Genomic DNA, 22,650 nt, shown 5'->3' with positions numbered 1-22,650 from the left:
CTTTCCTTAAAGAGTATCGGGCCTTCGACCGGGAGAGTCGCATCTTGTTCCTGAATGGAATGGGAAATAGATGTGAGGTATGTAGGAAAGGGGAGTTACGGATAGGCGGTCAACATCAGCCGCCTATCAGTGGGGCGTCAGATCAAATCAGATCACGGGTGCGGGCGAGGGTGGCGAAGTTGTCGTTCATGATGGCCATCTCCGTACGCTGCACATCAACGGCCGGGATGATGCCGTCGCGGGTCGGCAGGTCGCGGGTGGCGCAGGCGTCTTCGACCAGGGTGCAGCGAAAGCCGTAGTCCTTGGCGGCACGCACCGTGGTGCTGACGCTGGAATGGCTCATGAACCCGCAGACGATCACATCCAGGGGGCCCAGGTTTTCCAGGGCTTTTTGCAATCCGGTGTCGTTGAAGGCATTGGGCATGCGCTTTTCGATAATCACCTCGTCGCCTTGTGGCTCCAGGCCTTTGATGAACGCACCGCGCTCGCCTTGCGGGTCAAACAGGCCGCCGACGGTGCCCAGATGACGGATATGAACCACGGGGCGTTTGGCTTTACGGGCGGCTTCGAGCAGCAAGGCGATGTTGGCGGTGGCTGCTGGCATGCCGGACAAGGCCAGAGGGCCTTCCAGGTACTCGTTTTGCGCATCGATGATCAACAGGCTGGCATTGTTCAGAGTGGCAGCGGCATAACCACGTCCGGTCAGTTGAAACATCGTTTTTAAAGCAGGCATTCGGGGCTCCTTTGTGTGGGGCTTTTGCGACATTCTCCACTGACGGGACGGTTATGTGAATGGTCATTCTTGAAAACGGCGTGGATGCTGGGCTGTAGCCGTGTCAAGCGCTGTATTTGAGTCGTTGGAATGTGCCAAACCGTCCAGGTGCAGCGTTTGCGATGCGCGAATTGGCTCGCGGGGTCGACCGCCGGGCACAACTTTGGCCGCGCCGGGGTTTGACTGATAGAATCGTCGGTCGATTTTGAGGAGTAAGTCCGTTGATCACTTCCCGTCTGCGCACACTGCGCGACCATATTCGTTGGGCCGTCAGCCACTTTCATGGGGAAGAGCTGTTCTTCGGTCATGGCACCGACAATGCGTGGGACGAAGCCCGCCAACTGGTGCTGGGTGCGTTGAACCTGCCGTGGGAAATCGCTGACAGCTATCTGGACTGCCGTCTTGAAGATGATGAGCTGGTTAACCTGCAACATTTGTTGAAGCGTCGCATCGAAGAACGCATTCCGACCGCTTATTTGCTGGGCGAGGCCTGGTTCTGCGGGATGTCTTTCATCGTGGATGAGCGTGTGCTGATCCCGCGCTCGCCGATTGGCGAGTTGATTGAAAAACGGTTTGAGCCGTGGCTGGGTGCCGAACCTGCTCGTATTCTGGATTTGTGCACGGGGTCGGGTTGTATCGGTATTGCCTGCGCCTATGAGTTCCAGAACGCTGAAGTGGTGTTGGCGGATCTGTCGTTTGAGGCGCTGGAAGTGGCCAACCAGAACATTGAGCGTCACGGCGTCGATGAGCGTGTCTACACCGTGCAGGGCGACGGTTTTGAGGGGCTGCCGGGGCAGCGCTTCGACCTGATCGTGTCCAATCCGCCGTATGTGGATGCGGAAGATTTCGCCGATATGCCTGCTGAGTACCAGCACGAACCTGAGCTTGGGTTGGCCTGTGGGGACGATGGTTTGAACCTGGTACGGCGCATGCTGGCCGAGGCGGCCGATCACTTGACCGAGAAAGGCCTGTTGATCGTGGAAGTGGGCAACAGCCAGGTGCACGTTGAATCGCTGTACCCGGAAGTTGATTTTGCCTGGCTCGACTTTGAGCGCGGCGGTCACGGCGTGTTCATGCTCACTGCCGAGCAATGCCGTGACCATCAGGCGCTGTTCGCCTCGCGAGTGTAGACCCCGAGCTGTTACTGGCGGCATCCGGCGGGCACGTGAGGCCGCCGGTGCAGTCTGTGATCTGGGGCAGGTCAGCGGTGTGTTGCAATCCAGATCAACAGCCCGGCCTGAAACACGGCGAACGCCACCAGGCACGTGATGGTGAAACGCAGCCCGGTGTCTTCACGCTGGAACTTGCTGACCTTTTCTTCTTTCTCGCGCAGTTTGACTTCCTGTTCCTGCAAGGTTTGCTCGGCCTGTTGCAGCATTTGCGCGGCTTCAAGAATTTCCACGAACTGTACTTTTTCGGTGTTCCAGTTGTTCAGCAGCTCGCCCACCTGGACGCCTTCGATGCTGGCTTTCAAGTGTTGGGCATCGGCGTACACCACATCAAACCCATGCATGCGTAAAAAGTGGTCGCGGCGCAGGCGCGTGTCTTCGTTCAATGCGTCCTTGCTGGCCAGCGGCATGCCGTCAACGCTGTATTTCGACCATTTTTTCTGGGCCCACAGAATGCCTTGAGCCATCAGGAAGCGGCCGATGCCACGGTTCCACGGTTCGACTTGCAGGCCGCTTTGCGGGCTGATGCTGACGCGTTGGGTGTCATGGTCGACCCAGATGTCGAGCTGGTTTTGTTCTTTGCGCACGCGCTGACCCGGCAACAGGATGCTCATGCGTAACAGGCTATGTTCTTTGTTATGGCGTTCGGCATAACCGAACTGCACGAAGCGCAGGGGGCGGCCGCCGGTATTGCGGTCAGTTTGCAGGGGTGCAAGCCGCAGCATTTTGAAATGCTCGGGTTGCACCTCCGCCCACGGGAGCGGGGGCGCTTCGGGAGTCGCCGGCTCTTGAGCTTCGGCGGGTTTTTGTGGGGTGTCGGTCATAACGGCAAAATCCTGTGCAAGCCCGGTATGCCGGCAAAGCAAAGGCTGCCGACATAGGCTTATCGGCCGTTATGCGCAGGACTGGAGGGTTACCCGATCAGCGATCGATGACTTTAGTGATAAAGCGCACAATTCTGTCACCCAGTTCACTGGATAATCGCTGGTTCGGATCGTTGTAGGACTGCACCTGACGTTTCATGTCCATGGGGACGATGCGCATGACATGGTTCATGCCCTCGATCAGTGCCAGGTCAGCGTCCGGCTTGGCGGCCTTGAGCAGTCGCGCGTCGTTGACGTCGACCTGAATGTCGTGGGTGCCCTGAATAATCAAGGCGGGCATTTTCAGAGCGGCGAACGCCTTGGCCGGGTCGTAGCGCAACAGGCTGATCAGGTAGGGCTGCACGCTGGGGCGGAAGATCACTTGCAACGCTTCGGGCACGTTGTCGTCAGTGCGGCCGCTTTCAAGGGTGTGGATCAGCTCAACGCTGCGTTGCAGCAGGCCGGGTGGCATGTTGTTGCGTTGCAGTTGTTCGCGCAACACTTGGCCCACGGGCCGCGCGGTCCCTGCGATGGAGATCACGCCTGCCGCGTCCATGGCTGGGGCTGCCAGGCTGGCAATCAGCGCGCCCTCGCTGTGGCCCAGCACGAACACATCCGCAAAGCGTGGATCGGCCTTGAGCAGGTTGCCCCACGCCACGGCGTCGGTAACGTATTGGTCAAGATTGAGGGTGCGCTCGTCCGGGGCAGCGGGCTGGCTTTGGGCGATACCGCGCTTGTCGAAGCGCACGCTGGCAATGTTGTTTTGCGCAAGACGCCAGGCGAGTTTCTTCAGGCTGTCATTGCGTCCGCCCTGCGTATTGTTGCCGTTGCGGTCAGTCGGGCCCGAACCTGCAATGATCAGCACCACGGGCACCGGCTTGTCGCTTTTGGGCAATACCAGCGAGCCATACAGCGTGCCCGTAGGCGTGTTCAGCTCGATGGGGCGCAACAGCACGGAAGGGGACGCAGCATTCGCCACGCCACTGAAGAGGGTGAGTACCACAAGCAGAATCCTGAACATCATTTCGCCATCTATGACTGAGTGCCGGTTGGACAGACCCGGATGAATAAGGTTCGAGGATGAACTACTGGGGCAGCCTGCGTATACTGGCGCGCTTAGTTATCCCGGCTGAGCCCGATCGGCTGATTTTCACGGAGCGCCCTGCATGTCCGGCAATACCTACGGCAAGCTGTTCACTGTCACCACCGCTGGCGAAAGCCATGGCCCGGCGTTGGTCGCCATTGTTGATGGCTGCCCGCCAGGGCTTGAGCTGTCCCTTGAAGATCTGCAGCGTGACCTGGACCGCCGCAAGCCGGGCACCAGCCGTCACACCACGCAGCGTCAGGAAGCGGACGAAGTCGAAATCCTGTCCGGCGTGTTCGAAGGTCGCACCACCGGATGCGCCATTGGCCTGCTGATCCGCAACACCGACCAGAAGTCCAAGGACTACTCGGCGATCAAAGACCTGTTTCGCCCGGCCCATGCCGACTACACCTATCACCACAAATATGGTGAACGCGACTACCGTGGCGGCGGCCGCAGTTCGGCCCGCGAAACGGCCATGCGCGTGGCGGCCGGTGCCATCGCCAAGAAGTACCTGGCCACCCAGGGCATCGTGATTCGTGGCTACATGAGCCAGTTGGGTCCGATTGAAATTCCGTTCAAAACCTGGGATAGCGTCGAAGAAAACGCGTTCTTCAGCCCTGATCCGGACAAAGTGCCTGAGCTGGAAGCCTACATGGACCAATTGCGCCGCGATCAGGACTCGGTCGGCGCCAAGATCACCGTGGTGGCCGAAGGCGTGATACCGGGCCTGGGCGAACCGATTTTCGACCGACTGGATGCAGAGCTGGCCCATGCCCTGATGAGCATCAACGCGGTGAAGGGCATTGAAATCGGCGCCGGTTTTGCCAGCGTTGCCCAGCGCGGTACCGAGCATCGCGACGAGCTGACACCCCAAGGGTTCCTCAGCAACAATGCCGGTGGCATCCTGGGTGGCATTTCCTCCGGCCAGCCTATCGTGGCGCACCTTGCCCTCAAGCCCACGTCGAGCATCACCACGCCCGGCCGTTCGATTGATGTGCACGGCAACCCGGTGGATGTCATCACCAAAGGCCGTCATGACCCGTGTGTCGGCATCCGTGCCACGCCCATCGCAGAAGCAATGATGGCCATTGTGCTGATGGACCATTTGTTGCGCCATCGCGGCCAGAACGCCGACGTGCGTGTCAGCACGCCTGTGCTGGGCCAGTTGTAATGCAGGGGCTGTTGAGCGCCACGGTCTGACGACGGTGGCGACACTTCCTTACTGGCGTTTGTCCGGTTTCTATCTTTTTTACTTCGCTTTGCTGGGAGCCACAGCGCCATTTCTGGCGCTGTACTTCCATCACCTCGGGTTTTCCAGTGCGCGCATCGGCGAACTGGTGGCCATTCCCATGCTGATGCGCTGCGTAGCCCCCAACCTGTGGGGCTGGCTGGCGGATTACACCGGTCAGCGTCTGCTGATCGTGCGCGTGGGTGCGCTCTGCACCTTGTTCAGTTTTGCCCTGATTTTTGTCAGTAAAAGTTACGCGTGGCTGGCGCTGGTCATGGCTTTGCATGCGTTCTTCTGGCACGCGGTGCTGCCGCAATTTGAAGTCATCACCTTTGCCCACCTGCGTGAGCAACCCGAGCGCTACAGCCAGATCCGCCTGTGGGGGTCGGTGGGCTTCATCCTGACGGTGGTGATTCTGGGCCGGGTGTTTGAAGGGTTGAGCCTGGACGTGTACCCGGTGACGCTGGTCGTGGTCATGGCCGCGATTGTGCTGTGCAGCCTGTGGGTGCCGAATGCGCAACCTTCCAGCGGCAATCGCAAGGTGCTGGCGGACGGTTTTTTCAAGCAGCTGCGCAGCCCCGGTGTGCTGGCTTTTTATGCGTGTGTGGCCCTGATGCAAATGAGCCATGGCCCGTATTACACCTTCCTGACCCTGCACCTTGAATCCCTGGGGTACAGCCGTGGAATGATCGGGTTGCTGTGGGCGTTGGGGGTGGTGGCCGAAGTGCTGATGTTCATGGCCATGCGCCGCATTCTCCTGCGCTTTTCGGTACGCCGCGTGTTGCTGTTCAGTTTTCTCACGGCAGGGGTGCGTTGGCTGTTGCTGGGTTCGTTTGCCGAGCACTTTTGGCTGCTGTTGCTGGCTCAGCTCATGCACGCGGCGACCTTCGGCAGTTTTCATGCAGCCGCCATGACCTTTGTTCAACGCAGTTTCGGGCCGGGCCAGCAAGGTCAGGGACAAGCCCTGTACGCGACACTGGCCGGGGTCGGCGGCGCAGCAGGGGCGCTCTACGCCGGATATGCCTGGAACACCCTCGGCCCGACTATCACCTTTAGTATGGCCAGCGTCGCAGCGCTGGCCGCAGCCGTTATCATTGCCACTCGACTGCAAGAGGACAGGCCATGAGCCTTACCCGTGAACACCTGAGCCTGGAAATCATTGACGCCGGGCGCTTTTTATATGGCCGCGGCTGGTCGCCAGCCACCAGCAGCAACTATTCCACCCGGCTCTCGGCCAGCGAAGCGCTGCTGACGGTATCGGGTAAACACAAAGGCCAATTGGGCCTTGATGACGTGTTGGCCACCGATATGGCGGGCAACAGCCTCGAGCCCGGCAAAAAACCGTCCGCTGAAACCCTGCTGCACACCCAGTTGTATAACTGGCGCCCAGACATTGGAGCGGTGCTGCATACCCACTCGGTGAATGCGACCGTGCTCTCGCGCTTGACGCCTGGCGACAGCATCACGTTTGAAGATTACGAACTGCAAAAAGCGTTCAGCGGGGTGTCGACTCACGCCTCGCGTGTGCACGTGCCGATCTTCGATAACGATCAGGACATCACTCGCCTGGCACGCAACGTTCAGCCCTGGCTGGATACGCACCCCGACTGCGTGGGCTATCTGATTCGCGGGCATGGTCTCTACACGTGGGGGCCGCGCATGAGCGACGCCCTGCGCCAGATCGAAGCCTTTGAGTTTTTGTTTGAATGTGAACTGAAAACCCGCGCCGTGCTCCACCGTTGAGGCAACGTGGCCCGCAAGCGCTGTCCCCTGATTTGAACGGCACGCTGACCCGTGTGTAAACGCTCAAAGCGTGCCGTAGCCGAGGAATTACCCTTTATGAGCAGTTTGTCTGTTTATCACGTTTCAAGCCCTGAGCTGCCGAACAAGGTATTGACCCACGTTGATGACATCGCCGCCACGCTCGCCGAGCAGGGCGTGCGTTTTGACCGCTGGCAAGCGGCAACGCCTATCCAGCCGGGGGCCAGTCAGGAAGAGGTGATCAACGCCTACCGTTCGCAGATCGATCAGCTGATGAGCGAGCGGGGCTACGTCACGGTCGATGTGATCAGCCTCAACAGCGATCATCCGCAAAAAGCAGAATTGCGCGCCAAATTCCTCGACGAGCATCGCCACGCAGAAGATGAAGTCCGTTTTTTCGTGGCTGGCCGTGGTCTGTTTACCTTGCACATCGATGACTACGTGTACGCGGTGTTGTGTGAAAAGAATGATCTGATTTCTGTCCCGGCAGGCACGCCACACTGGTTTGACATGGGTGAGCACCCGCATTTTGTCGCCATCCGCCTGTTCAATAACCCTGAAGGCTGGGTCGCCAATTTTACCGGTGAAGACATCGCCAGCCGTTTCCCGCGCCTCGAAGATTAAGGAATCTCGCATGCCCATCAAGGCCATCCTGACCGATATTGAAGGCACCACCAGCGCAGTGAGTTTTGTCTTCGACGTGTTGTTTCCCTACGCAGCCCAACACCTGCCCGCCTTTATTCGCGAGCATGCAGAAGACCCGCAAGTCGCGATGCAACTGGGGGCTGTGCGCCTGGACAGCGGTGAACCCGAGGCCGACGTGGAGCGGGTGATAGAAATTCTGCAGCAATGGATCGCCGAAGATCGCAAGGCCACGCCGCTAAAGGCGTTACAAGGCATGATCTGGAAGCAGGGCTATGAAGCGGGCGAGTTAAAAGGGCACGTCTACCCCGATGCCGTGGCGGCGCTCAAGGCCTGGCACGATCAAGGGTATGCGCTGTACGTGTATTCGTCGGGTTCGATTCAGGCGCAGCAACTGATTTTCGGTTGCTCGGAGGCGGGCGACCTGACGCCGTTGTTCAGTGGCTACTTCGACACGACCTCCGGGCCCAAGCGCGAAGCGCAATCGTATCGCCACATCTCTGAAGCCATAGGCTGTCCGGCGGGGAAAATTCTGTTTCTCTCCGACATTGTCGAAGAACTTGATGCCGCGCAACAAGCGGGCATGCAAACGTGCGGCCTGGCGCGTGACGGAGGCGAGCTGGCGGGGCACAAAACCGTGCGCAGTTTCGCCGAGATCGATCCGCCATTGGTGTGAAGACAGCGGCGCAATAAAAAAGCCAGCAGGCGCTGTATTAGCGTGTGCTGGCTTTTGCGTTCAGGGCGTTGCTCAAGCGTTGTGATAGGTCGGCAGTGCAAAGCGGTTCTGACTTTGCAGCAGCGAAATTGTCGGCAGTTCACTGGCCTGGCCCGCGAGGTCGCGACGAATTGCGCTGATCACCCACGTCAGTTGCTCGGCGGTGTGCAGTTGAGCGTAAGAAATAGAGCGCTGGGTCTGCTTGCCATCACTGTCACACAGCGTCAGCAACACACCGCCATCCGGGCGGGCTTTGGTGGTGACGGTGTAGTTCGAGAACAGCGATGCGAATTTTTCTTGAATCATGCTCATGTCTTTCAGCTCCATTAGCTCATGAAGGGCTTGCATGGAGTAGGTATTGCAGTGATTGTGCCACTATTGGTTTTTTAAAAAATCCTTATAAATCAATAGGTTGAAGATGTATCAAAATACCCCTGTCGTGCATTCTGCATGAATGGCCATCGTGCATCCTGCATTTTGCCCAATTTGCGCAGGGGTTAAGGCGGGCCTGGTTTCTACTAAAGAGAAAACCGCGGGTGATGATTTTTGCCTATCGCCTCTTTGCGTAAAAAAGGGATGACATGCCCGGCACGTCTCAGGAAACTACGTTCTTTTTGTAGCGCATCTGGAGCCTCAAATGTCAGACACCCCCGCAGCCGATCAACCACGGCAGATGACCCCGGAAGAAGCAGCCGATTTTGCCGAACAGGTATTCAACAAAGCCCGCGAAGGGGATGCCGCCATGCTGGCCGCGCTGCTGAGCAAAGGCTTGCCGGCGAACCTGCGCAATCACAAGGGCGACACCCTGCTGATGCTCGCCAGTTACCACGGGCATGTGGATGCAGTGAAAGTGCTGCTCGAACACAAGGCCGACCCTGAAGTGCGCAATGACAATGGCCAGAGCCCGATTGCCGGTGCTGCGTTCAAAGGCAATCTGGAGATGGTCAAAACATTGGTCGAGAACGGTGCCGACATTGAAGGTGCGTCGTTTGACGGACGCACGGCGTTGATGATGGCGGCGATGTTCAACCGTACTGAGATCATTGACTACTTGATCAGCAAAGGGGCGGATCCAAAAGCCAAGGATGCCAATGGCATCACCGCACTGGATGCGGCCAAAACCATGGGTGCGACCGACTCGGCGGCTCAACTTGAAAAGCTGTTGGGCTGATGCCCTGCCTTGAGGGCCGCAATTGATATATCCTGCGCGCCCTCAAATTTCCCTGCGACAGGCCGTGCCCATGAAAACCACACTCGTTGAACTCATCAGCAAAATCAGCTCGGGGTGCATGGGCGAGGACGAAATCGTCAAGATCGCTGATGAAGCGGCCCAGGCTTACGCCGACCCTGAGGGGTTTCTGGCTAACAATCCGGATATCAACTACGACGAGACCTTCCCGATTCCGCTGGGCGAGTGGGTGGTGATTGGCAGCCTGCCTGAGACCGTGTTGTTTCAGGCAGACACCTACATGGATGTTTTCGCTCAGATCGTGGCGTCTTTCGGCCCCGGTGTGGCGTTCAATATCAAGCCCAAGCAGTTGGCCAAGACCAAGCCCTTGACTGCTTTGAACCGTATTCAAATCCAGATGGGCAGCATGAACCCGGAGAACGGTGGTTATGTGCTGATGAACCTCAGCCAGCCGCTGGATGACGAGATTCAGGTCGTGCTGGTCTATGGCAATGACGTACAGCGCGTACTTCAATTATGTGCCGAGGTCGGCATCAAGGCCGAGCCGTCGCTCGAAGCCCTGAAAGTGGCGGTTCACGTTTAACCACCCGCGATTGAATAAATAACGGAACCCTTGAAAGCACTGACTATCCTAAGGGAACAAGCCCTTCACTCAGGAGCGTCATCATGGGTTCCACGTTCAACGGCCTGATTGGCCTGATCATTCTGGCTCTGGATATCTGGGCCATCATCAACGTGCTGAAAAGTGGCGCTGAAACCGGGATGAAAATCCTCTGGGTGTTGCTGATTATCTTCCTGCCGGTATTGGGGCTGGTGATCTGGGCCATTGCTGGCCCGCGCGGCAATGTCAGGGTTTAACCTGCATTGAGTGACCTGCCGCACAAAAAATGCGGCAGTTCAGGGTGTTTGTCCGCCTCAAGGTTCGACCTGTCATCTTCCCCGAAGTAGAATGCGCGCCTTTCTTGGGCAATTGAACGTGTGTGCCGCGCTGCGGCGTGCAGTTTGACTGTCGATCATGGGCGGGTGACCGTCCGTTGCCACCAGCATTCAAGGGGACTTCCCATGACCGAAGTTAAAACCGACTATCTCGAAACGCTGTACCAGGGCTACGGCCAGCGCTTTCGCATGGACAAGTTGCTGCACGAAGTGCGCACCGACCACCAGCACCTGGTGATCTTCGAAAATCCGGTGATGGGGCGCGTCATGGCTCTGGACGGCGTCATCCAGACCACCGAAGCCGATGAATTCATCTACCACGAAATGCTCACCCATGTGCCGATCCTGGCCCACGGTTCGGTCAAGCGCGTACTGATCATCGGCGGCGGCGACGGCGGCATGCTACGGGAAGTGACCAAGCACCGCGGCATCGAGCACATCACCATGGTCGAGATCGACGGCACCGTAGTGGACATGTGCAAAACGTTTTTGCCCAACCACTCCAACGGCGCCTACGACGATCCACGTCTCAACCTGGTGATCGACGACGGCATGCGTTTTGTGGCCACCACCGAAGAAAAATTTGACGTCATCATCTCGGACTCCACCGACCCGATCGGTCCGGGCGAAGTGCTGTTTTCGGAGAACTTCTACCAAGCTTGCCATCGTTGCCTGAATGAAGGCGGTGTGCTGGTCACGCAAAACGGGACGCCGTTCATGCAAATCGTAGAAGTGAAAACCACGGCCGGGCGCCTGCGCAGTCTCTTTGCTGACTGGCATTTTTATCAGGCTGCCGTGCCGACCTACATTGGTGGCGCGATGACCTTCGCCTGGGGCTCCACCGACAGTGCCTACCGCAAGCTCCCGCTTGAAACTTTGCGTCAGCGGTTCGCAGGCAGCGGGATCGTGACGCGTTACTACAATCCCGAGGTTCACATCGGAGCATTTGCCATGCCGCAGTACGTGTTGCAGGCCATCAATAAAGCAAGTAACGATTAAAAAGCTGAAACACAAGAAAGGGCCGAAAGGCCCTTTCTTGTGTTTCAAAATATGCTTTAAACAAAATTTTCACGTTTCATTTAAGAGAATCCGCGCCAGTATTAACGCGCATCGTCTTGCTTGAAGGGCTCTGGAATGATGCTTTCGCAACGCCCCGGAGTCTGATTCTGCGCTGCACCCGCACCTCGCCAGTGTTCAACCACAGGCGATTGTGCAACATTTGCCCACCGCGCATGTACACCCCACGGCACTGCCTCGCGGCAGCGTTGCCAGGGCGCAAGATGCGCACTCGATGTCACACCAACCGAATCAATGGGTCCTAAAACGACATGGCAAACCCGGACGCCCTAAGACAACCCAACGCTGGAATGCGTGGGTTGCAACCGACCGTCAAATCGCATCTGGCTTTTACGCTGTTATGCGCGTTGGTCATGATGGTGATGTTTACCCTGCTGCGGGTTGCATTGCTGGTTTATAACCGGGAAATGATCCTCGACACCCCCGCGTCGACTTTTCTGGAAGCGTTCGCCAATGGCTTGCGCTTTGACCTGCGGATCGTGGTGTACCTCAGCATCCCGTTGCTGTTGGCCTTGCTCAGCGTAAAAGCGATGGCCCAGCGCGGCGTGATGCGCTTCTGGTTGACCGCTGCATCGAGTCTGGCACTGTTTTTGGGCCTGATGGAGATGGACTTCTACCGAGAGTTCCATCAACGGCTTAACGGCTTGGTCTTCCAGTACGTGAAGGAAGACCCGAAAACCGTGATGAGCATGCTGTGGTATGGCTTCCCGGTAGTGCGTTACTTGCTGGCGTGGGCGGTGGGCACCGGGGTGCTGTACTTCGCTTTCCGCGGGGTTGACCGCGCCACGCGTCCGGCACTGCCGGCTGCCGGTACTGGTGCTGTTCGTGCAGCCGCTCCGTGGTATGCGCGGATTGCCGTGTTTGTGGTGGTGTTGTTGGTGTGTGTGGTTGCCGCACGTGGCACCTTGCGTCAAGGCCCTCCGCTGCGTTGGGGCGATGCTTACACCACCGATTCCAATTTCGCTAACCAGTTGGGCCTCAATGGTTCGCTTTCTTTGATCGCCGCAGCGAAGAGCCGGTTCTCTGACGAGCGCACCAACATCTGGAAGGCCACGCTTGAAGATCCCGTCGCAGTGGGCACTGTGCGTGACATGCTGCTAACCGAACACGACAAGCTGGTCGATCCGGATACGGCCCCCGTGCGTCGCGACACCACGCCACCTGCGGAGCGAACGCTGCCGATCAAGAACGTGGTGGTTATCCTCATGGAAAGCTTTGCTGGCCACTCGGTTGGTGCGCTGGGCCGCCCGGGCAATATCACGCCTTACTTCGACAATCTGTCGAAAGAGGGGCTGTTGTTTGAGCGCTTTTTCTCCAACGGCACGCACACCCACCAAGGCATGTTTGCCACGATGGCGTGCTTCCCGAACCTGCCGGGTTTTGAATACCTGATGCAGACGCCGGAAGGCAGCCACAAGCTCTCGGGCTTGCCGGAACTGCTGGGCGCCCGCAATTTTGATGATGTGTATGTCTATAACGGCGACTTTGCCTGGGACAACCAGTCCGGTTTCTTCAGCAATCAGGGCATGACTACCTTCGTAGGGCGCAACGATTTCGTTGATCCTGTGTTCTCTGATCCTACATGGGGTGTGTCCGATCAGGACATGTTCAACCGGGGTCTTGAAGAGCTGAAAAAGCGTGAGGGCAAAGCGCCTTTCTACGCACTGCTGCAAACCTTGTCCAACCACACGCCGTATGCGTTGCCGACCCCCTTGCCGGTTGAGCCTGTGACGGATCGCGGCTCGTTGAATGAGCATTTGACGGCCATGCGCTACTCCGACTGGGCGTTGGGCCAGTTCTTTGAAAAGGCCCGTAAGGAGCCGTACTTCAAGGAAACCCTGTTTGTCGTCGTCGGTGACCATGGCTTTGGTAACGAGCAGCAAATCTCTGAAATGGACTTGGGCCGCTTCAACGTCCCATTGCTGTTCATCGGGCCGGGGATTCAGGAAAAATTCGGTCCACGCAGCGACATCGTGGGGACTCAAGTTGATATCGTGCCAACCATCATGGGCCGCCTGGGCGGCGAATTCCGCCAGCAATGCTGGGGTCGCGACCTGTTGACGTTGCCTGCGGGCGACAAGGGCAGTGGTGTGATCAAGCCGTCGGGCAGCGATCAGACTGTCGCTATCATCAGCGATGATCACTTGTTGGTTCAGCCAAAGGACATGCCGGCCAAAGTGTGGCAATACACGTTGGGTGCCAACCCTGAAGCCAAGGTGGTGAACGATTCTGCACACGAAGCCGAACTCAAGCAAAAGCTGGAGTCATTCCTGCAGACGGCCACCAAAAGTCTGCTGGATAACACCGCCGGTGTGGCTGATCCCAAATAAGCCATCACCCAATAAAAAAGAGGCCTGAGGGCCTCTTTTTTATTGTGCGTTGCGCAGGGTAAAGCGCTAGATCTTGCCGAGTAACAAGAGAATCAGCAGGACGACCAGTACGGCACCAATAATCCCTGAAGGTCCATAACCCCAGCTTTTCGAGTGAGGAAACACGGGGAGCCCGCCAACAAGCAGCAGAATCAGGATGATGAGAAGAATCGTGGTCATGGTGAATTCCTTATTAATGGGATCAAGCAACAAGCAAGGTGTCAGGGAGCGCTGCTTGGGAAACAAGGGTGGGCAGTGCTTATAACGTCCGACTGCGTCGAGACGGGATTAATTCAAACTTATTTAAGTTGATTCAAAAATTCAGGCATTGCCGGGGTTCCGGCGCGCAGGTAGGGTGGCCCGCTTGCTGATTGCTCGAGGTTAAACATGCTCAACTATGTCTGTTTTTTTTTAGCGGCCCTGTTTGAGATTGCCGGTTGTTATGGCTTCTGGATGTGGTTGCGTCAGGGCAAGAGTGCGTGGTGGATGGTGCCTGCCATGTTGAGCCTGGCCCTGTTTGCCTTGCTGCTGACCAAAGTCGAAGCCGCCTACGCAGGGCGCGCTTATGCCGCGTATGGCGGTATCTACATCATCACGTCCATTGCATGGCTGGCCGCGGTGGAAAAAGTCAGGCCGCTGGCTACCGATTGGGTCGGGGTGGGGTTGTGCGTGATCGGCGCGACCATCATTTTGCTGGGGCCGCGTTTCACCAGCGCTTGAAAGACGGTTCAGAAGGGGACTCTACGAGCAGTCATGTAGGGCTTTGGGTTTTATGGTGTGGGAATTGTTCTTTGTAGAAGTAGGGAGGGGATGTTTTTTGTTGTAGGGATTGAAGCGTGTTTTTGCGCGATGCAGTCTTGATGCCCACCCATCAAGCAGAGATGAGCGCCATGCTGATTCTGAGCCGTTCAGTCGGCGAATACATTTCAATCAACCAGGACATCACGGTCCGAATTGTGGCCGTCAATGGCAATCATGTGCGCTTGGGGATAGAGGCGCCCAAAGACGTGAGCGTGCATCGGGCTGAAGTCTATGAACGTATTCGTCAACAGCAAGGCGCAGCGGTATCCATTCACACTGCGCACAAACGTTAATCGAAGAATTCTTTTGGCACGGCATGTTTGGGCATTAACTGGCATTGCTGGCTTTCAAGGTCAAAGAAAATCACCGCCTGACCTTTGCTCAGGGCTTGGCGAACGCGCAGTACGCGGGTTTCCTGAGGTGTGTCGTCGCCATTATCCGTGCCATCACGGCTGACGAAATCTTCAATGAGGTGAGTCAGTGTGTCGGGTTCAAGTTGGTCGTAGGGGATAAGCATGAGGGGTTCTCTTGATCAATGCGCAGATGCTACTGGCACCCGTCGCCCGGTGCCAGTACTCAAACGTGCTCAAGCGCTAGCGAGTGAAGATCCCGCGCCCCTTCAGGCGGTCACGGTCGTGGGCCGAGGTAAGGCTCAGATCAGGCCCTTTGGGGATGATCCCCGTGGGATTAATCGTACGGTGACTGGCGTAGTAATGACCTTTGATGTGAGTAAAGTTCACGGTCTCACTGATACCGGGCCATTGATACAGCTCACGTAGCCAATTGGACAGATTGGCGTAATCGTCGATTCTGCGCGCATTGCATTTGAAGTGGCTGTAGTAGACAGCGTCGAACCGGATGAGGGTGGTGAACAGGCGAATGTCGGCTTCCGTCAGGTAAACGCCCGCTAGATAGCGATGTTCTGCCAGGTGCTGTTCAAGGTGGTTGAGTTCGTTGAACACATCGTCGAAGGCGCTTTCATACGCCGTTTGGGACGTGGCGAAACCGGCGCGATAGACACCGTTATTGAGGGCGGGGTAGATACGTTCATTCCAGCCATCTACGTCGTTCGTCAATGCGGTCGGGTACATGTCGAGTCGATTGCCCGTCAGGGGGTCAAAGGCGTTATTGAACATGCGAATGATATCCGCCGATTCGTTGCTGACGATGCGCTTTAGATGGGTATCCCAAAGTACCGGTACGGTGACGCGGCCGGTGTAATCGGGCGTGTCGCGTGTATACAGCTGATGCAGGAAGTCAGCGTTATTCAGGTGGTCGCCACTGGAGCCGTAAGCGCGATCAAACGTCCAGCCATTTTCCAGCATCAGCCAGCTCACCACGGACACGCCGATCAAGGGTTCGAGGCCCTTGAGGGTGCGGGTTATTAGCGTGCGATGGGCCCATGGGCAGGCCAGAGAAACGTATAAATGATAGCGACCGGCCTCGGGTGCGAAACCGCCAATTCCGGTTGGACCGGGCGCGCCATCGGGCGTGATCCAGTTTCTGCGCTGTGCCTGCTCTCGCTGGAACGCACCGTCTTTGCTGCTTTCATACCATTGGTCATGCCAATGCCCATCAATTAATAAGCCCATGTGAAGCTCCTGGCGGTTTCGCTTTGGAGTTCAGTCTAAAGGTCTGAGTTCGAACGAATAGCGCAAAACGTGGGCGTAACCCATCGGTTAAATCGATTTGTTGCGGTTTTCCCAATACGTTTTGGCAATGACGAAGGCCTGTTCCCGGGGCGTGCCCAGCCCGCGCAAAGCCAGGGCCATGGTCGATAACAGAGCCTTTTGCGCATAGCTGTCTTCGAAGTCCCCGCGCCAAAAGGCCTTGAGTTGCAGTGTGTCCAGAAAGGCGGGTTTCACGTGCCGCTGTGCCGATAACGCCGGCCACTCTTCGTCCCAACTAAGGCCATTAGCCGTGCCATACAGGTGGCTGATCGAGTCGGGGTTGATCTCGATCTCACCGCCATCCCCTTTCACCACGATGCAGGTGTCACCCAGCAGCGTGCTGGCTTCGCGGTGCACGCTTTGATAACCCGGATGGAAAATGCTTTGCAGTCCACAGCGGGCGTGGAGCGGATTAAGCAGGCGCGCCAATGAGTGAATCGGTGAGCGAAGGCCGAGCGTGTTGCGCAAATCGATCATGTGTTGCAGCTGAGGTGCCCAGTCCTGTAAAGGGAAAAAGGCCAGATTGTGCAGCTGCAAGGCGCTTTCGACCTGTGCCCAGTCGCGGCACAGCGCAATGTTCAATTCGTCGAGCAGTTGCTCGCTGTAAAGGCGCCCGGCCGTATGAGCACCTGCGCCATGCATCAAGATGCGCACGCCGTTCTGGGCCAAGCATTTTGCCGCAAGCAAGTACCACGGCAGATGGCGTTTTTTGCCCGCGTAGGTGGGCCAGTCGAGATCGACATGAATGGTCGGCGCAGACAGTCGTTCCCGGACCGCGTCCACAAAACCGGCCAGCTCTTGCGGGCTTTCCTCTTTGTGCCTGAGCAGCATCAGGAAGGCGCCTAGCTGGGCCTCTTCAGTTTTCTCGTCGAGCAACATGCCCATCGCTTCATGCGCTTCTTCACGGGTCAGGTTGCGCGCGCCGCGTTTACCTTTGCCCAAAATGCGTACGAATTGAGCGAAAGGGTGTTCGGCGGGAGTGGTTAGCGTCAGCGCAGCAGGGGTGTTCATAGGCAGTTGGTCGGTTTGGGCAGGCCCGCCAGTTTTGCGGCGAGTTTGGCAGGGGTGCCGTTGAACAGGCGATTGAGGTGCAGGCTGTTGCCTTTTTCTGCCCCCAGTTTGAGCGCGGTGTATTTGATCAAGGGCCGCGTGGCGGGCGAGAGCTGAAACTCTTCATAGAAGTTGCGCAGCAGCTGCAGAATCTCCCAGTGTTCCGGGGTCAGCTCGATGTCATTTTGCACCGCCAGTGCCGTGGCCACCTCGGGCGACCAGTCATTCAGGTCGGCCAGATAACCGTCCTTATCCAGCTCAATGGATCTGCCGTCGAGAGTGAGGACCGTCATAGCCAGGTGTTGACCTTGTCATAGTGAAGGGACAGTTCGACAAATGCAGGGTAGTCGACGCGTGTAGCCCACTCCGGGGGCAGGAGGTTACGGGCTTGCAGGTCTTCATCGAGCACGTAAAGGTTGAGTGCCGGGCTCATGTTATCGAGCGTCTCGCGAGGGAGGGTGCCCGGTTGGAGGGCATAAACAGCATCGCCACAGAGCAGAATGCCGTCGATAGCCGAGAGTAGACGCAAGCAACTTCCGAGGCGCGTATCAGAAAAAGGAGAGTGGCTCAAAACATGTAAGGTCGACATCAGAGGGTTATCACCTGGTCATGACGGGCGATGAGAGCGCTGATTTGTTGTGTGGACAAAGTCTGCACGCCTTCTACGGCCAACGCTGTGGGTGCGAGTCCGCGCTCGTGGAGGCTGGCGTCGCACGCGAACAAATCGTCTACGCCGAACATCGACAACGCCTGCAAATTGGCCGTCAGGTTCTTTTGTTCAAGGGCGGTGGGATGTTGCTCAGGCAACAGCTGAAACACGCCGTCGTCGAGGAATAGAAGCCCAATCGGGAGGTCGAATGCGCCGCCCGCGAGCGCGATGTCCAAGGCTTCACGCGCGCCCAGGCCAGACCACGGTGCTTGTCGGCTGATAATCAGTAACGATTTGGGCATCTTAATCCCCTCCAAAACAGACCAGCCGATCCGCAGCCTGAATGGCATCGTGCAATTGCCCGAGGCCGGACAAATCCCAAGGCGCTGTCAAATTCACTGCAGAGCGCTGATAGCGCGTGGCCTCTGCCTCATTCAGCACACCTCGTCGCAAGGCGGCGGCAATGCAGACCACGCCATCCAATTGGTGTTCAGACACAAAAGCTGCCCATTGCTGGGCGAGATCAGGCTCATCTTGAGGCGTTACGATGTTGCACGATGCGCTATACACGCCGTCCTGATAGAAGAACAGGCGCACAATTTCATGTCCGCCAGCCAAAACGGCTTCGGCAAAGCGCAGGGCTCGCCGGGAAGAGGGCGCATGGGCCGCAGAATATAGGGCGATAGCAAATTTCATGGGGTGCTCTCTGCAAAACTCGCGCAATGATAAAGCCACTAGGCTCAAGATGCTTGCACCAGGCAGCAAAAAGCCCGCCGAGGCGGGCTCTTGCCAAACAACTGCTGGATCAGTCGTCGCGGCTCATGATGCCGAAAATTTGCAGCAAGCTGATGAACAGGTTGTAGATCGACACGTATAGGCTAATGGTCGCCATGATGTAGTTACGTTCGCCGCCATTAATGATGGCGCTGGTCTGGAACAGAATGCAGACCGAAGAGAACAGCACAAAACCGGCGCTGATAGCCAACTGCAACCCGCTGATCTGGAAGAAGAAGCTCGCCAGCGTTGCACCCAGCAGTACAAAGAAACCCGCAGTGATAAAACCGCCCAGGAAGCTCATGTCTTTGCGGGTGATTAACACATAAGCAGACAGGCCGCCGAAAACCAGAGCCGTCATCGCAAAGGCAGAAGCCACGACCTCAGCGCCGCCTTGCATACCCAGGTAACGGTTAAGGATCGGGCCGAGCAGGAAACCCATAAAGCCCGTCAGTGCAAACGTCGACACCAGGCCCCACGCCGAGTCACGCAGCTTGTTGGTGAGAAAGAACAGACCATAAAAGCCGATCAATACAACGAAAATGTTTGGGTAACCGACACGCATCTGCTGCGCGACGAAAGCCATCACACCGCTGAAAGCGAGGGTTAAAGCCAGTAAACCGTAAGTGTTGCGCAGGACGCGGCTAACCTCTAGCTGCTCGGCCTGCACGCTGTTATTAACTGCGTAATCCTGTTCGCGCATGGCGATACTCCTGTGTATTGAAATGTTAAGTAGCAAAGATCATAGCAGAGGCTCTGCAACAAGCGATCAAGAGAGTTTGACAACGTGTTTCGTTCAGGTATTATGGCGCCCGCAACAACGTTAGGAGGTGTGGCCGAGTGGTTTAAGGCAACGGTCTTGAAAACCGTCGACTGTAACAGGTCCTAGAGTTCGAATCTCTACGCCTCCGCCATATTGCTACACCGACAGAGCCCGTCCTAGACGGGCTTTGTCGTTTCTGGGGTTTGGGAAAGGGTGTTGCTGAAAGACGATTTTGGGTGATGTGTTCCAAAACTTTTTAGCATGTGTTCCATAACTCAGCTCATTTAGAGGGGTTAGCCGTAGCTCCAATACGCCTGTAAACCCTTTGCGTAATATCTCCCTTCGTGTGCCCGAGCAGCAGACTGGCCTCGCCAATATCTTCGATTTCAGAGGCTGCTTTGGGACGGATATCCCTGAACTGAAATGCGGCAATCTTGCTTGCCAATAACGAATCGTTTTCCATCATCGCGGATGTTCTGGCTGATTCTCTCGCCTCATCCCAACGCTTGCGCAACATCGTCGCGGTCATGCGTATTCCTGTTTTGCTTACAATCAAATAGCTGGTTACTAGCCTGGCATTACGTTCGGCAATCTGGCTGAGTAACTTTCCCAAGCTGTTAACTTGCCCGTCAGAGTTCACGCGAATTCTGAGTCGCTTCCCGGTCTTATTCTGCTGGACAATCAAGAAACCACCCTCTACATCGTCTTTGCGCATCATCAACACGTCAGCAGGGCGCTGGCCTGTCAGGTACGCCAGATCCATAGCGTCTTTGAGTTCCTGGGGCGCTTTGCTGTATACAGCAGCCCACACCACATCGTTGGCATAATAGTCGCGCGGTTTCTCGCGGTTCTTTCGCACGCCTTGGCACGGATTCTCTTTGGTGGTGATGCCCCACTCTCTGGCCATGTTGAACACGTGGGACAAAGTGGCGATCTCGCGGTTGGCCCGAACCTTGGCAGTCCGGGCGTCCCTGTAATGTCGCCGCACCACACCTGGTTGGATGCTGGAACATCGAACTCCCGATTCAATATGTTCGGGATATCCAACCGTTCAACCGTCGCTCCTTTATAGGCATGTGATCCGGGCTGTTTACTGACGAGGTCAAGCTCGCGCATCAGGCTACGCACTTTGAACCGACCGAGCTGCTTTCACAGGCAATCAATCGGCTCATGGACGCTCAACTGATTGATCAGCGCGTACGCTCGTGATCTTCCGACATTAAGAGCTCGGTAGCCTTGTTTAAAATCGATTTTTCCCGTTCAAGGCGGGCGACCCGAGCTTCCAGCTCCTGGATTTTCTGCTGTTCCTGTGTAAGCGATTGCTCTGCGAGGTGACGCCTTGGCGCTCCTTTTGAACCTGATCAACTCAACGGCGCAGAGTAAACGGCTGGCTTCGATGTAGCTGTAGTTTTGCTTGAGCACGAGGTCGCTAGCCTCGCGTTTGAATTCAGCAGAAAAGGAACGGCGTTGTTTGGTCATCTGAGGCCTCGATCTGGCGAACAGTCTCGCCTAAATGGGTGTCCGGTTTCATTCCGCAGCTTGAAAACGGAGTGGATACTGACCACGGGTTACCGAACGGCTCAAGAAGCCCAGCGCGATATCCGCCACTTCTTGATGCATTGGTACAACTGCTCGCCCCCGCGAACGTCTATTAAGGCGCCACCCATAACCTGAAAAGCTTGTGCGCTAGCGCTTTTATAACGAGCCAAATGGCCGAGTACCGCGAATACAGGATTTCCTCATCAGAGCTGCTGGCAGCTACCAATGCACGTTAGGTAGGCGTTCTACTGCGGTATGCCCGGTTAAATCTTTTCGAGTCGAGTGCTTTCTTCTCGGCACATCCTGCGATGGCTCTTGATGTTGCTCAGAGACTGAAAACACAAACTAAACGCCAGTTATATTGGTAAAGAATCATGTTTTTATGGGTGCCAATACCCAAGAATTCCTTTTTTAAGTCTTATTGCAACAAGCTGTTGCTCTTCGAATTTATCCCTGCTGGATAGACGATAGATGACTTTTTTATCGCCGCTTATCAAAACTGCATATTGATAACTGGATTTGCCTGAATGTTTTGTTCCAAACCCTGCGACCCTAAATTGCTCGGTTCGCTCGGCGACAGAGAAACAGTTGTTGAGCGCAGTCGTTGCGACAAGGCCGGCAAAAATAGAAATAATATAAATGTAGGGGGCTTCACGTATTTGCTTGCGCTGGGGATAGTTGAGTTTATCTAGGGGGTTGGATTTTTTATGATTAAAAATTAATCTGCGCATTTTGAAATAGACATAAGGAACGATCAGTCCAGATATGACTCCGAGGCCTGTAAGTTGAAAGCCGTCAATCACGTCGTCATTGAATTCTATTATTTGACACACTAAAAAAATAGGAACAAATAAAGTTAAAAATAAAAAAGAGAACGTGCTTTTTATGCGTGTTGCTATGCCGTTCAGGTTTTTTTTAAAATCAACCACCTTGTCTGCTCCCCCGGAAAAAATTGGGCCAAGAGGTAATAATGTCGAGGTGCCCTAACGCCTTGCAGGTTAGCAATCTACTTCCACATCAGTCAACTCAAACGCATTTTTGCATAGCCCCTATGCAACGCGCCGTTTCACTTTGCGAGGGAAGGTATTTCCTGGGTTTAATTTGGGTGGGAAGGTGTCAGCTAGGAAGTCTGCTTCAACGGTGATTATGATTCAAGTAACTAGTTCAGGTTGTACTGCATGACTTTCATGGGGTTTAAGTATCTGCTGCTATTTTTCCACCCATAGATGCATCATGTTTACATACGTGATTGCCACAATTTCAGCGCCAGGACTAAAAAAACGCCCACGTACTGCAATGCCTGGCGAATCAGCTTAAATCGTGTGACACCGAGGCGTTCAACTTCTTGATTGCCTCAGGCATCAAACAACTCGACACCCTGCGCAGCGCTGCCGCCCAACTTCAACCGCTGGGCCTGACCACCGGCTACGGCGACGTGCAGGGCAACTGGTGTTTAAAAAACATTGAAGAAGAACAGAGTGCCCTGCTGCAAGGCGGCATTCCGCGTAAACAGGGCTTTACCTTGGAGTTTGTACGTTATGGCGACGACTTGCAGAACAGCTAGCGGCGACGTGCTCGACACCATTTGCCAGAACT

General features: G+C 56.2%; 27 protein-coding genes, 1 tRNA gene and 3 pseudogenes. 15 read left to right on the top strand and 16 right to left on the bottom strand.

The features are described 5' to 3' along the window. Window positions 1–142: 142 nt before the first annotated feature. Window positions 143–733 (bottom strand): cysteine hydrolase family protein, encoded by a 591-nt coding sequence (locus tag BKD70_RS17600; protein ID WP_047275815.1) that lies wholly within the window; start codon window positions 731–733, stop codon window positions 143–145. Window positions 734–993: 260 nt separating this feature from the next. On the opposite strand from BKD70_RS17600, the gene prmB reads away from it, so the two are divergent. Then, window positions 994–1,902, top strand: coding sequence for a 50S ribosomal protein L3 N(5)-glutamine methyltransferase (gene prmB / locus BKD70_RS17595; RefSeq protein ID WP_047275814.1), 909 nt, complete (start codon window positions 994–996; stop codon window positions 1,900–1,902). A 71-nt stretch (window positions 1,903–1,973) separates the two neighbouring features. Here the strand turns inward: prmB and BKD70_RS17590 are convergent, their stop codons facing one another. Together BKD70_RS17590 and BKD70_RS17585 are read right to left on the bottom strand one after the other, a co-directional pair. Continuing rightward, window positions 1,974–2,765 (bottom strand): hypothetical protein, encoded by a 792-nt coding sequence (locus tag BKD70_RS17590; RefSeq protein ID WP_047275812.1) that lies wholly within the window; start codon window positions 2,763–2,765, stop codon window positions 1,974–1,976. Between the two features lie 97 nt (window positions 2,766–2,862). Beyond that, window positions 2,863–3,828: an alpha/beta hydrolase gene (locus BKD70_RS17585; protein WP_047275810.1), complete on the bottom strand. Its 966-nt coding sequence runs from the start codon at window positions 3,826–3,828 to the stop codon at window positions 2,863–2,865. Window positions 3,829–3,970: 142 nt separating this feature from the next. Between BKD70_RS17585 and aroC the strand changes: the two genes are divergently transcribed. The 5 genes from aroC (at window position 3,971) to mtnC (ending at window position 8,198) form a co-directional block, all read left to right on the top strand. Then, window positions 3,971–5,062, top strand: a complete 1,092-nt coding sequence (gene aroC, locus BKD70_RS17580) for a chorismate synthase (RefSeq protein WP_047275808.1) — start codon at window positions 3,971–3,973, stop codon at window positions 5,060–5,062. 34 nt (window positions 5,063–5,096) lie between these two features. Next, the gene (locus tag BKD70_RS17575; protein WP_047275807.1) at window positions 5,097–6,245 is read left to right on the top strand and encodes an MFS transporter; all 1,149 of its coding nucleotides are present in this window, start codon (window positions 5,097–5,099) and stop codon (window positions 6,243–6,245) included. Then, complete coding sequence (locus tag BKD70_RS17570; protein WP_047275805.1) at window positions 6,242–6,862, top strand: methylthioribulose 1-phosphate dehydratase; 621 nt, start codon at window positions 6,242–6,244, stop codon at window positions 6,860–6,862. Before BKD70_RS17575 ends, BKD70_RS17570 begins: the two co-directional genes overlap by 4 nt. Window positions 6,863–6,958: 96 nt before the next feature. Beyond that, window positions 6,959–7,504: an acireductone dioxygenase gene (locus tag BKD70_RS17565; RefSeq protein ID WP_047275802.1), complete on the top strand. Its 546-nt coding sequence runs from the start codon at window positions 6,959–6,961 to the stop codon at window positions 7,502–7,504. Between the two features lie 10 nt (window positions 7,505–7,514). Next, window positions 7,515–8,198, top strand: coding sequence for an acireductone synthase (mtnC, locus tag BKD70_RS17560; RefSeq protein WP_047275800.1), 684 nt, complete (start codon window positions 7,515–7,517; stop codon window positions 8,196–8,198). 72 nt (window positions 8,199–8,270) lie between these two features. Here mtnC and BKD70_RS17555 read toward each other — a convergent pair whose 3' ends face one another. Further along, entirely contained in the window at window positions 8,271–8,549 is a 279-nt protein-coding gene (locus BKD70_RS17555; RefSeq protein WP_047276189.1) for a DUF3509 domain-containing protein, read from the bottom strand. Between the two features lie 325 nt (window positions 8,550–8,874). On the opposite strand from BKD70_RS17555, the gene BKD70_RS17550 reads away from it, so the two are divergent. The 5 genes from BKD70_RS17550 (at window position 8,875) to BKD70_RS17530 (ending at window position 13,769) form a co-directional block, all read left to right on the top strand. Further along, window positions 8,875–9,408: an ankyrin repeat domain-containing protein gene (locus BKD70_RS17550; RefSeq protein WP_047275798.1), complete on the top strand. Its 534-nt coding sequence runs from the start codon at window positions 8,875–8,877 to the stop codon at window positions 9,406–9,408. 70 nt (window positions 9,409–9,478) lie between these two features. Beyond that, complete coding sequence (locus BKD70_RS17545) at window positions 9,479–10,009, top strand: hypothetical protein (protein WP_047275795.1); 531 nt, start codon at window positions 9,479–9,481, stop codon at window positions 10,007–10,009. Between the two features lie 83 nt (window positions 10,010–10,092). Then, window positions 10,093–10,284, top strand: a complete 192-nt coding sequence (locus BKD70_RS17540; protein ID WP_047275793.1) for a PLDc N-terminal domain-containing protein — start codon at window positions 10,093–10,095, stop codon at window positions 10,282–10,284. 204 nt (window positions 10,285–10,488) lie between these two features. Then, entirely contained in the window at window positions 10,489–11,361 is an 873-nt protein-coding gene (speE, locus tag BKD70_RS17535) for a polyamine aminopropyltransferase (RefSeq protein ID WP_047275790.1), read from the top strand. Window positions 11,362–11,690: 329 nt separating this feature from the next. Beyond that, window positions 11,691–13,769 (top strand): LTA synthase family protein, encoded by a 2,079-nt coding sequence (locus BKD70_RS17530; RefSeq protein WP_047275788.1) that lies wholly within the window; start codon window positions 11,691–11,693, stop codon window positions 13,767–13,769. A 66-nt stretch (window positions 13,770–13,835) separates the two neighbouring features. Here the strand turns inward: BKD70_RS17530 and BKD70_RS17525 are convergent, their stop codons facing one another. Continuing rightward, on the bottom strand, window positions 13,836–13,988 hold the full coding sequence (locus BKD70_RS17525; RefSeq protein ID WP_047275786.1) for a DUF3309 family protein: 153 nt from the start codon (window positions 13,986–13,988) through the stop codon (window positions 13,836–13,838). Window positions 13,989–14,195: 207 nt separating this feature from the next. Here BKD70_RS17525 and BKD70_RS17520 point away from each other — a divergent pair, with 207 nt between their 5' ends. Together BKD70_RS17520 and csrA are read left to right on the top strand one after the other, a co-directional pair. Then, on the top strand, window positions 14,196–14,528 hold the full coding sequence (locus BKD70_RS17520) for a YnfA family protein (protein ID WP_047275784.1): 333 nt from the start codon (window positions 14,196–14,198) through the stop codon (window positions 14,526–14,528). A 170-nt stretch (window positions 14,529–14,698) separates the two neighbouring features. Beyond that, window positions 14,699–14,902, top strand: a complete 204-nt coding sequence (csrA, locus tag BKD70_RS17515; protein ID WP_047276187.1) for a carbon storage regulator CsrA — start codon at window positions 14,699–14,701, stop codon at window positions 14,900–14,902. Here csrA and BKD70_RS17510 read toward each other — a convergent pair. The 8 genes from BKD70_RS17510 to BKD70_RS17475 all read right to left on the bottom strand — a co-directional run bounded on the left by BKD70_RS17510 (window position 14,899) and on the right by BKD70_RS17475 (window position 19,455). Further along, window positions 14,899–15,126, bottom strand: coding sequence for a YheU family protein (locus BKD70_RS17510; protein WP_047275783.1), 228 nt, complete (start codon window positions 15,124–15,126; stop codon window positions 14,899–14,901). The genes csrA and BKD70_RS17510 overlap by 4 nt on opposite strands. Before the next feature lie 76 nt (window positions 15,127–15,202). Further along, entirely contained in the window at window positions 15,203–16,201 is a 999-nt protein-coding gene (locus BKD70_RS17505; protein ID WP_047275781.1) for a glutathione S-transferase family protein, read from the bottom strand. An 87-nt stretch (window positions 16,202–16,288) separates the two neighbouring features. Beyond that, on the bottom strand, window positions 16,289–17,290 hold the full coding sequence (locus BKD70_RS17500; protein WP_047275779.1) for a glycosyl transferase family protein: 1,002 nt from the start codon (window positions 17,288–17,290) through the stop codon (window positions 16,289–16,291). Continuing rightward, the gene (locus BKD70_RS17495) at window positions 17,287–17,622 is read right to left on the bottom strand and encodes a TusE/DsrC/DsvC family sulfur relay protein (protein ID WP_047275778.1); all 336 of its coding nucleotides are present in this window, start codon (window positions 17,620–17,622) and stop codon (window positions 17,287–17,289) included. Before BKD70_RS17495 ends, BKD70_RS17500 begins: the two co-directional genes overlap by 4 nt. After that, a complete protein-coding gene (gene tusB / locus BKD70_RS17490) occupies window positions 17,619–17,918 on the bottom strand; it encodes a sulfurtransferase complex subunit TusB (protein ID WP_047275776.1) in 300 nt (99 codons plus the stop codon). The genes BKD70_RS17495 and tusB overlap by 4 nt, the downstream gene beginning before the upstream one ends. Further along, the gene (tusC, locus tag BKD70_RS17485) at window positions 17,918–18,280 is read right to left on the bottom strand and encodes a sulfurtransferase complex subunit TusC (protein ID WP_047275774.1); all 363 of its coding nucleotides are present in this window, start codon (window positions 18,278–18,280) and stop codon (window positions 17,918–17,920) included. Before tusC ends, tusB begins: the two co-directional genes overlap by 1 nt. A gap of 1 nt (window position 18,281) precedes the next feature. Then, window positions 18,282–18,674 carry a sulfurtransferase complex subunit TusD gene (gene tusD / locus BKD70_RS17480; protein ID WP_047275771.1) on the bottom strand — a complete coding sequence of 131 codons (393 nt, stop codon included), beginning with the start codon at window positions 18,672–18,674 and terminating at the stop codon, window positions 18,282–18,284. 109 nt (window positions 18,675–18,783) lie between these two features. Further along, window positions 18,784–19,455 (bottom strand): Bax inhibitor-1/YccA family protein, encoded by a 672-nt coding sequence (locus BKD70_RS17475; protein WP_047275770.1) that lies wholly within the window; start codon window positions 19,453–19,455, stop codon window positions 18,784–18,786. Window positions 19,456–19,578: 123 nt separating this feature from the next. Here BKD70_RS17475 and BKD70_RS17470 point away from each other — a divergent pair. Further along, window positions 19,579–19,666: transfer RNA gene (locus BKD70_RS17470), tRNA-Ser, on the top strand. A gap of 129 nt (window positions 19,667–19,795) precedes the next feature. Here BKD70_RS17470 and BKD70_RS17465 read toward each other — a convergent pair. The 3 genes and pseudogenes from BKD70_RS17465 to BKD70_RS17460 all read right to left on the bottom strand — a co-directional run. Beyond that, a pseudogene (locus BKD70_RS17465) lies at window positions 19,796–20,494 on the bottom strand (tyrosine-type recombinase/integrase); the annotation flags it as partial. Continuing rightward, window positions 20,488–20,994 (bottom strand): annotated as a pseudogene (locus BKD70_RS24825) (IS3 family transposase); the annotation flags it as partial. The pseudogenes BKD70_RS24825 and BKD70_RS17465, both read right to left, overlap by 7 nt. Window positions 20,995–21,434: 440 nt before the next feature. Continuing rightward, the gene (locus BKD70_RS17460) at window positions 21,435–21,983 is read right to left on the bottom strand and encodes a hypothetical protein (RefSeq protein WP_047275768.1); all 549 of its coding nucleotides are present in this window, start codon (window positions 21,981–21,983) and stop codon (window positions 21,435–21,437) included. Between the two features lie 428 nt (window positions 21,984–22,411). On the opposite strand from BKD70_RS17460, the pseudogene BKD70_RS17455 reads away from it, so the two are divergent. Then, window positions 22,412–22,618: pseudogene (locus BKD70_RS17455) on the top strand (phage tail protein); the annotation flags it as partial. Between the last annotated feature and the right edge of the window lie 32 nt (window positions 22,619–22,650).

Origin of the sequence: Pseudomonas sp. BS-2016, from assembly GCF_001806145.1 — a bacterium.
Taxonomy (GTDB): domain Bacteria; phylum Pseudomonadota; class Gammaproteobacteria; order Pseudomonadales; family Pseudomonadaceae; genus Aquipseudomonas; species Aquipseudomonas lundensis.
This window is presented reverse-complemented; position numbering and strand designations above follow the sequence as displayed.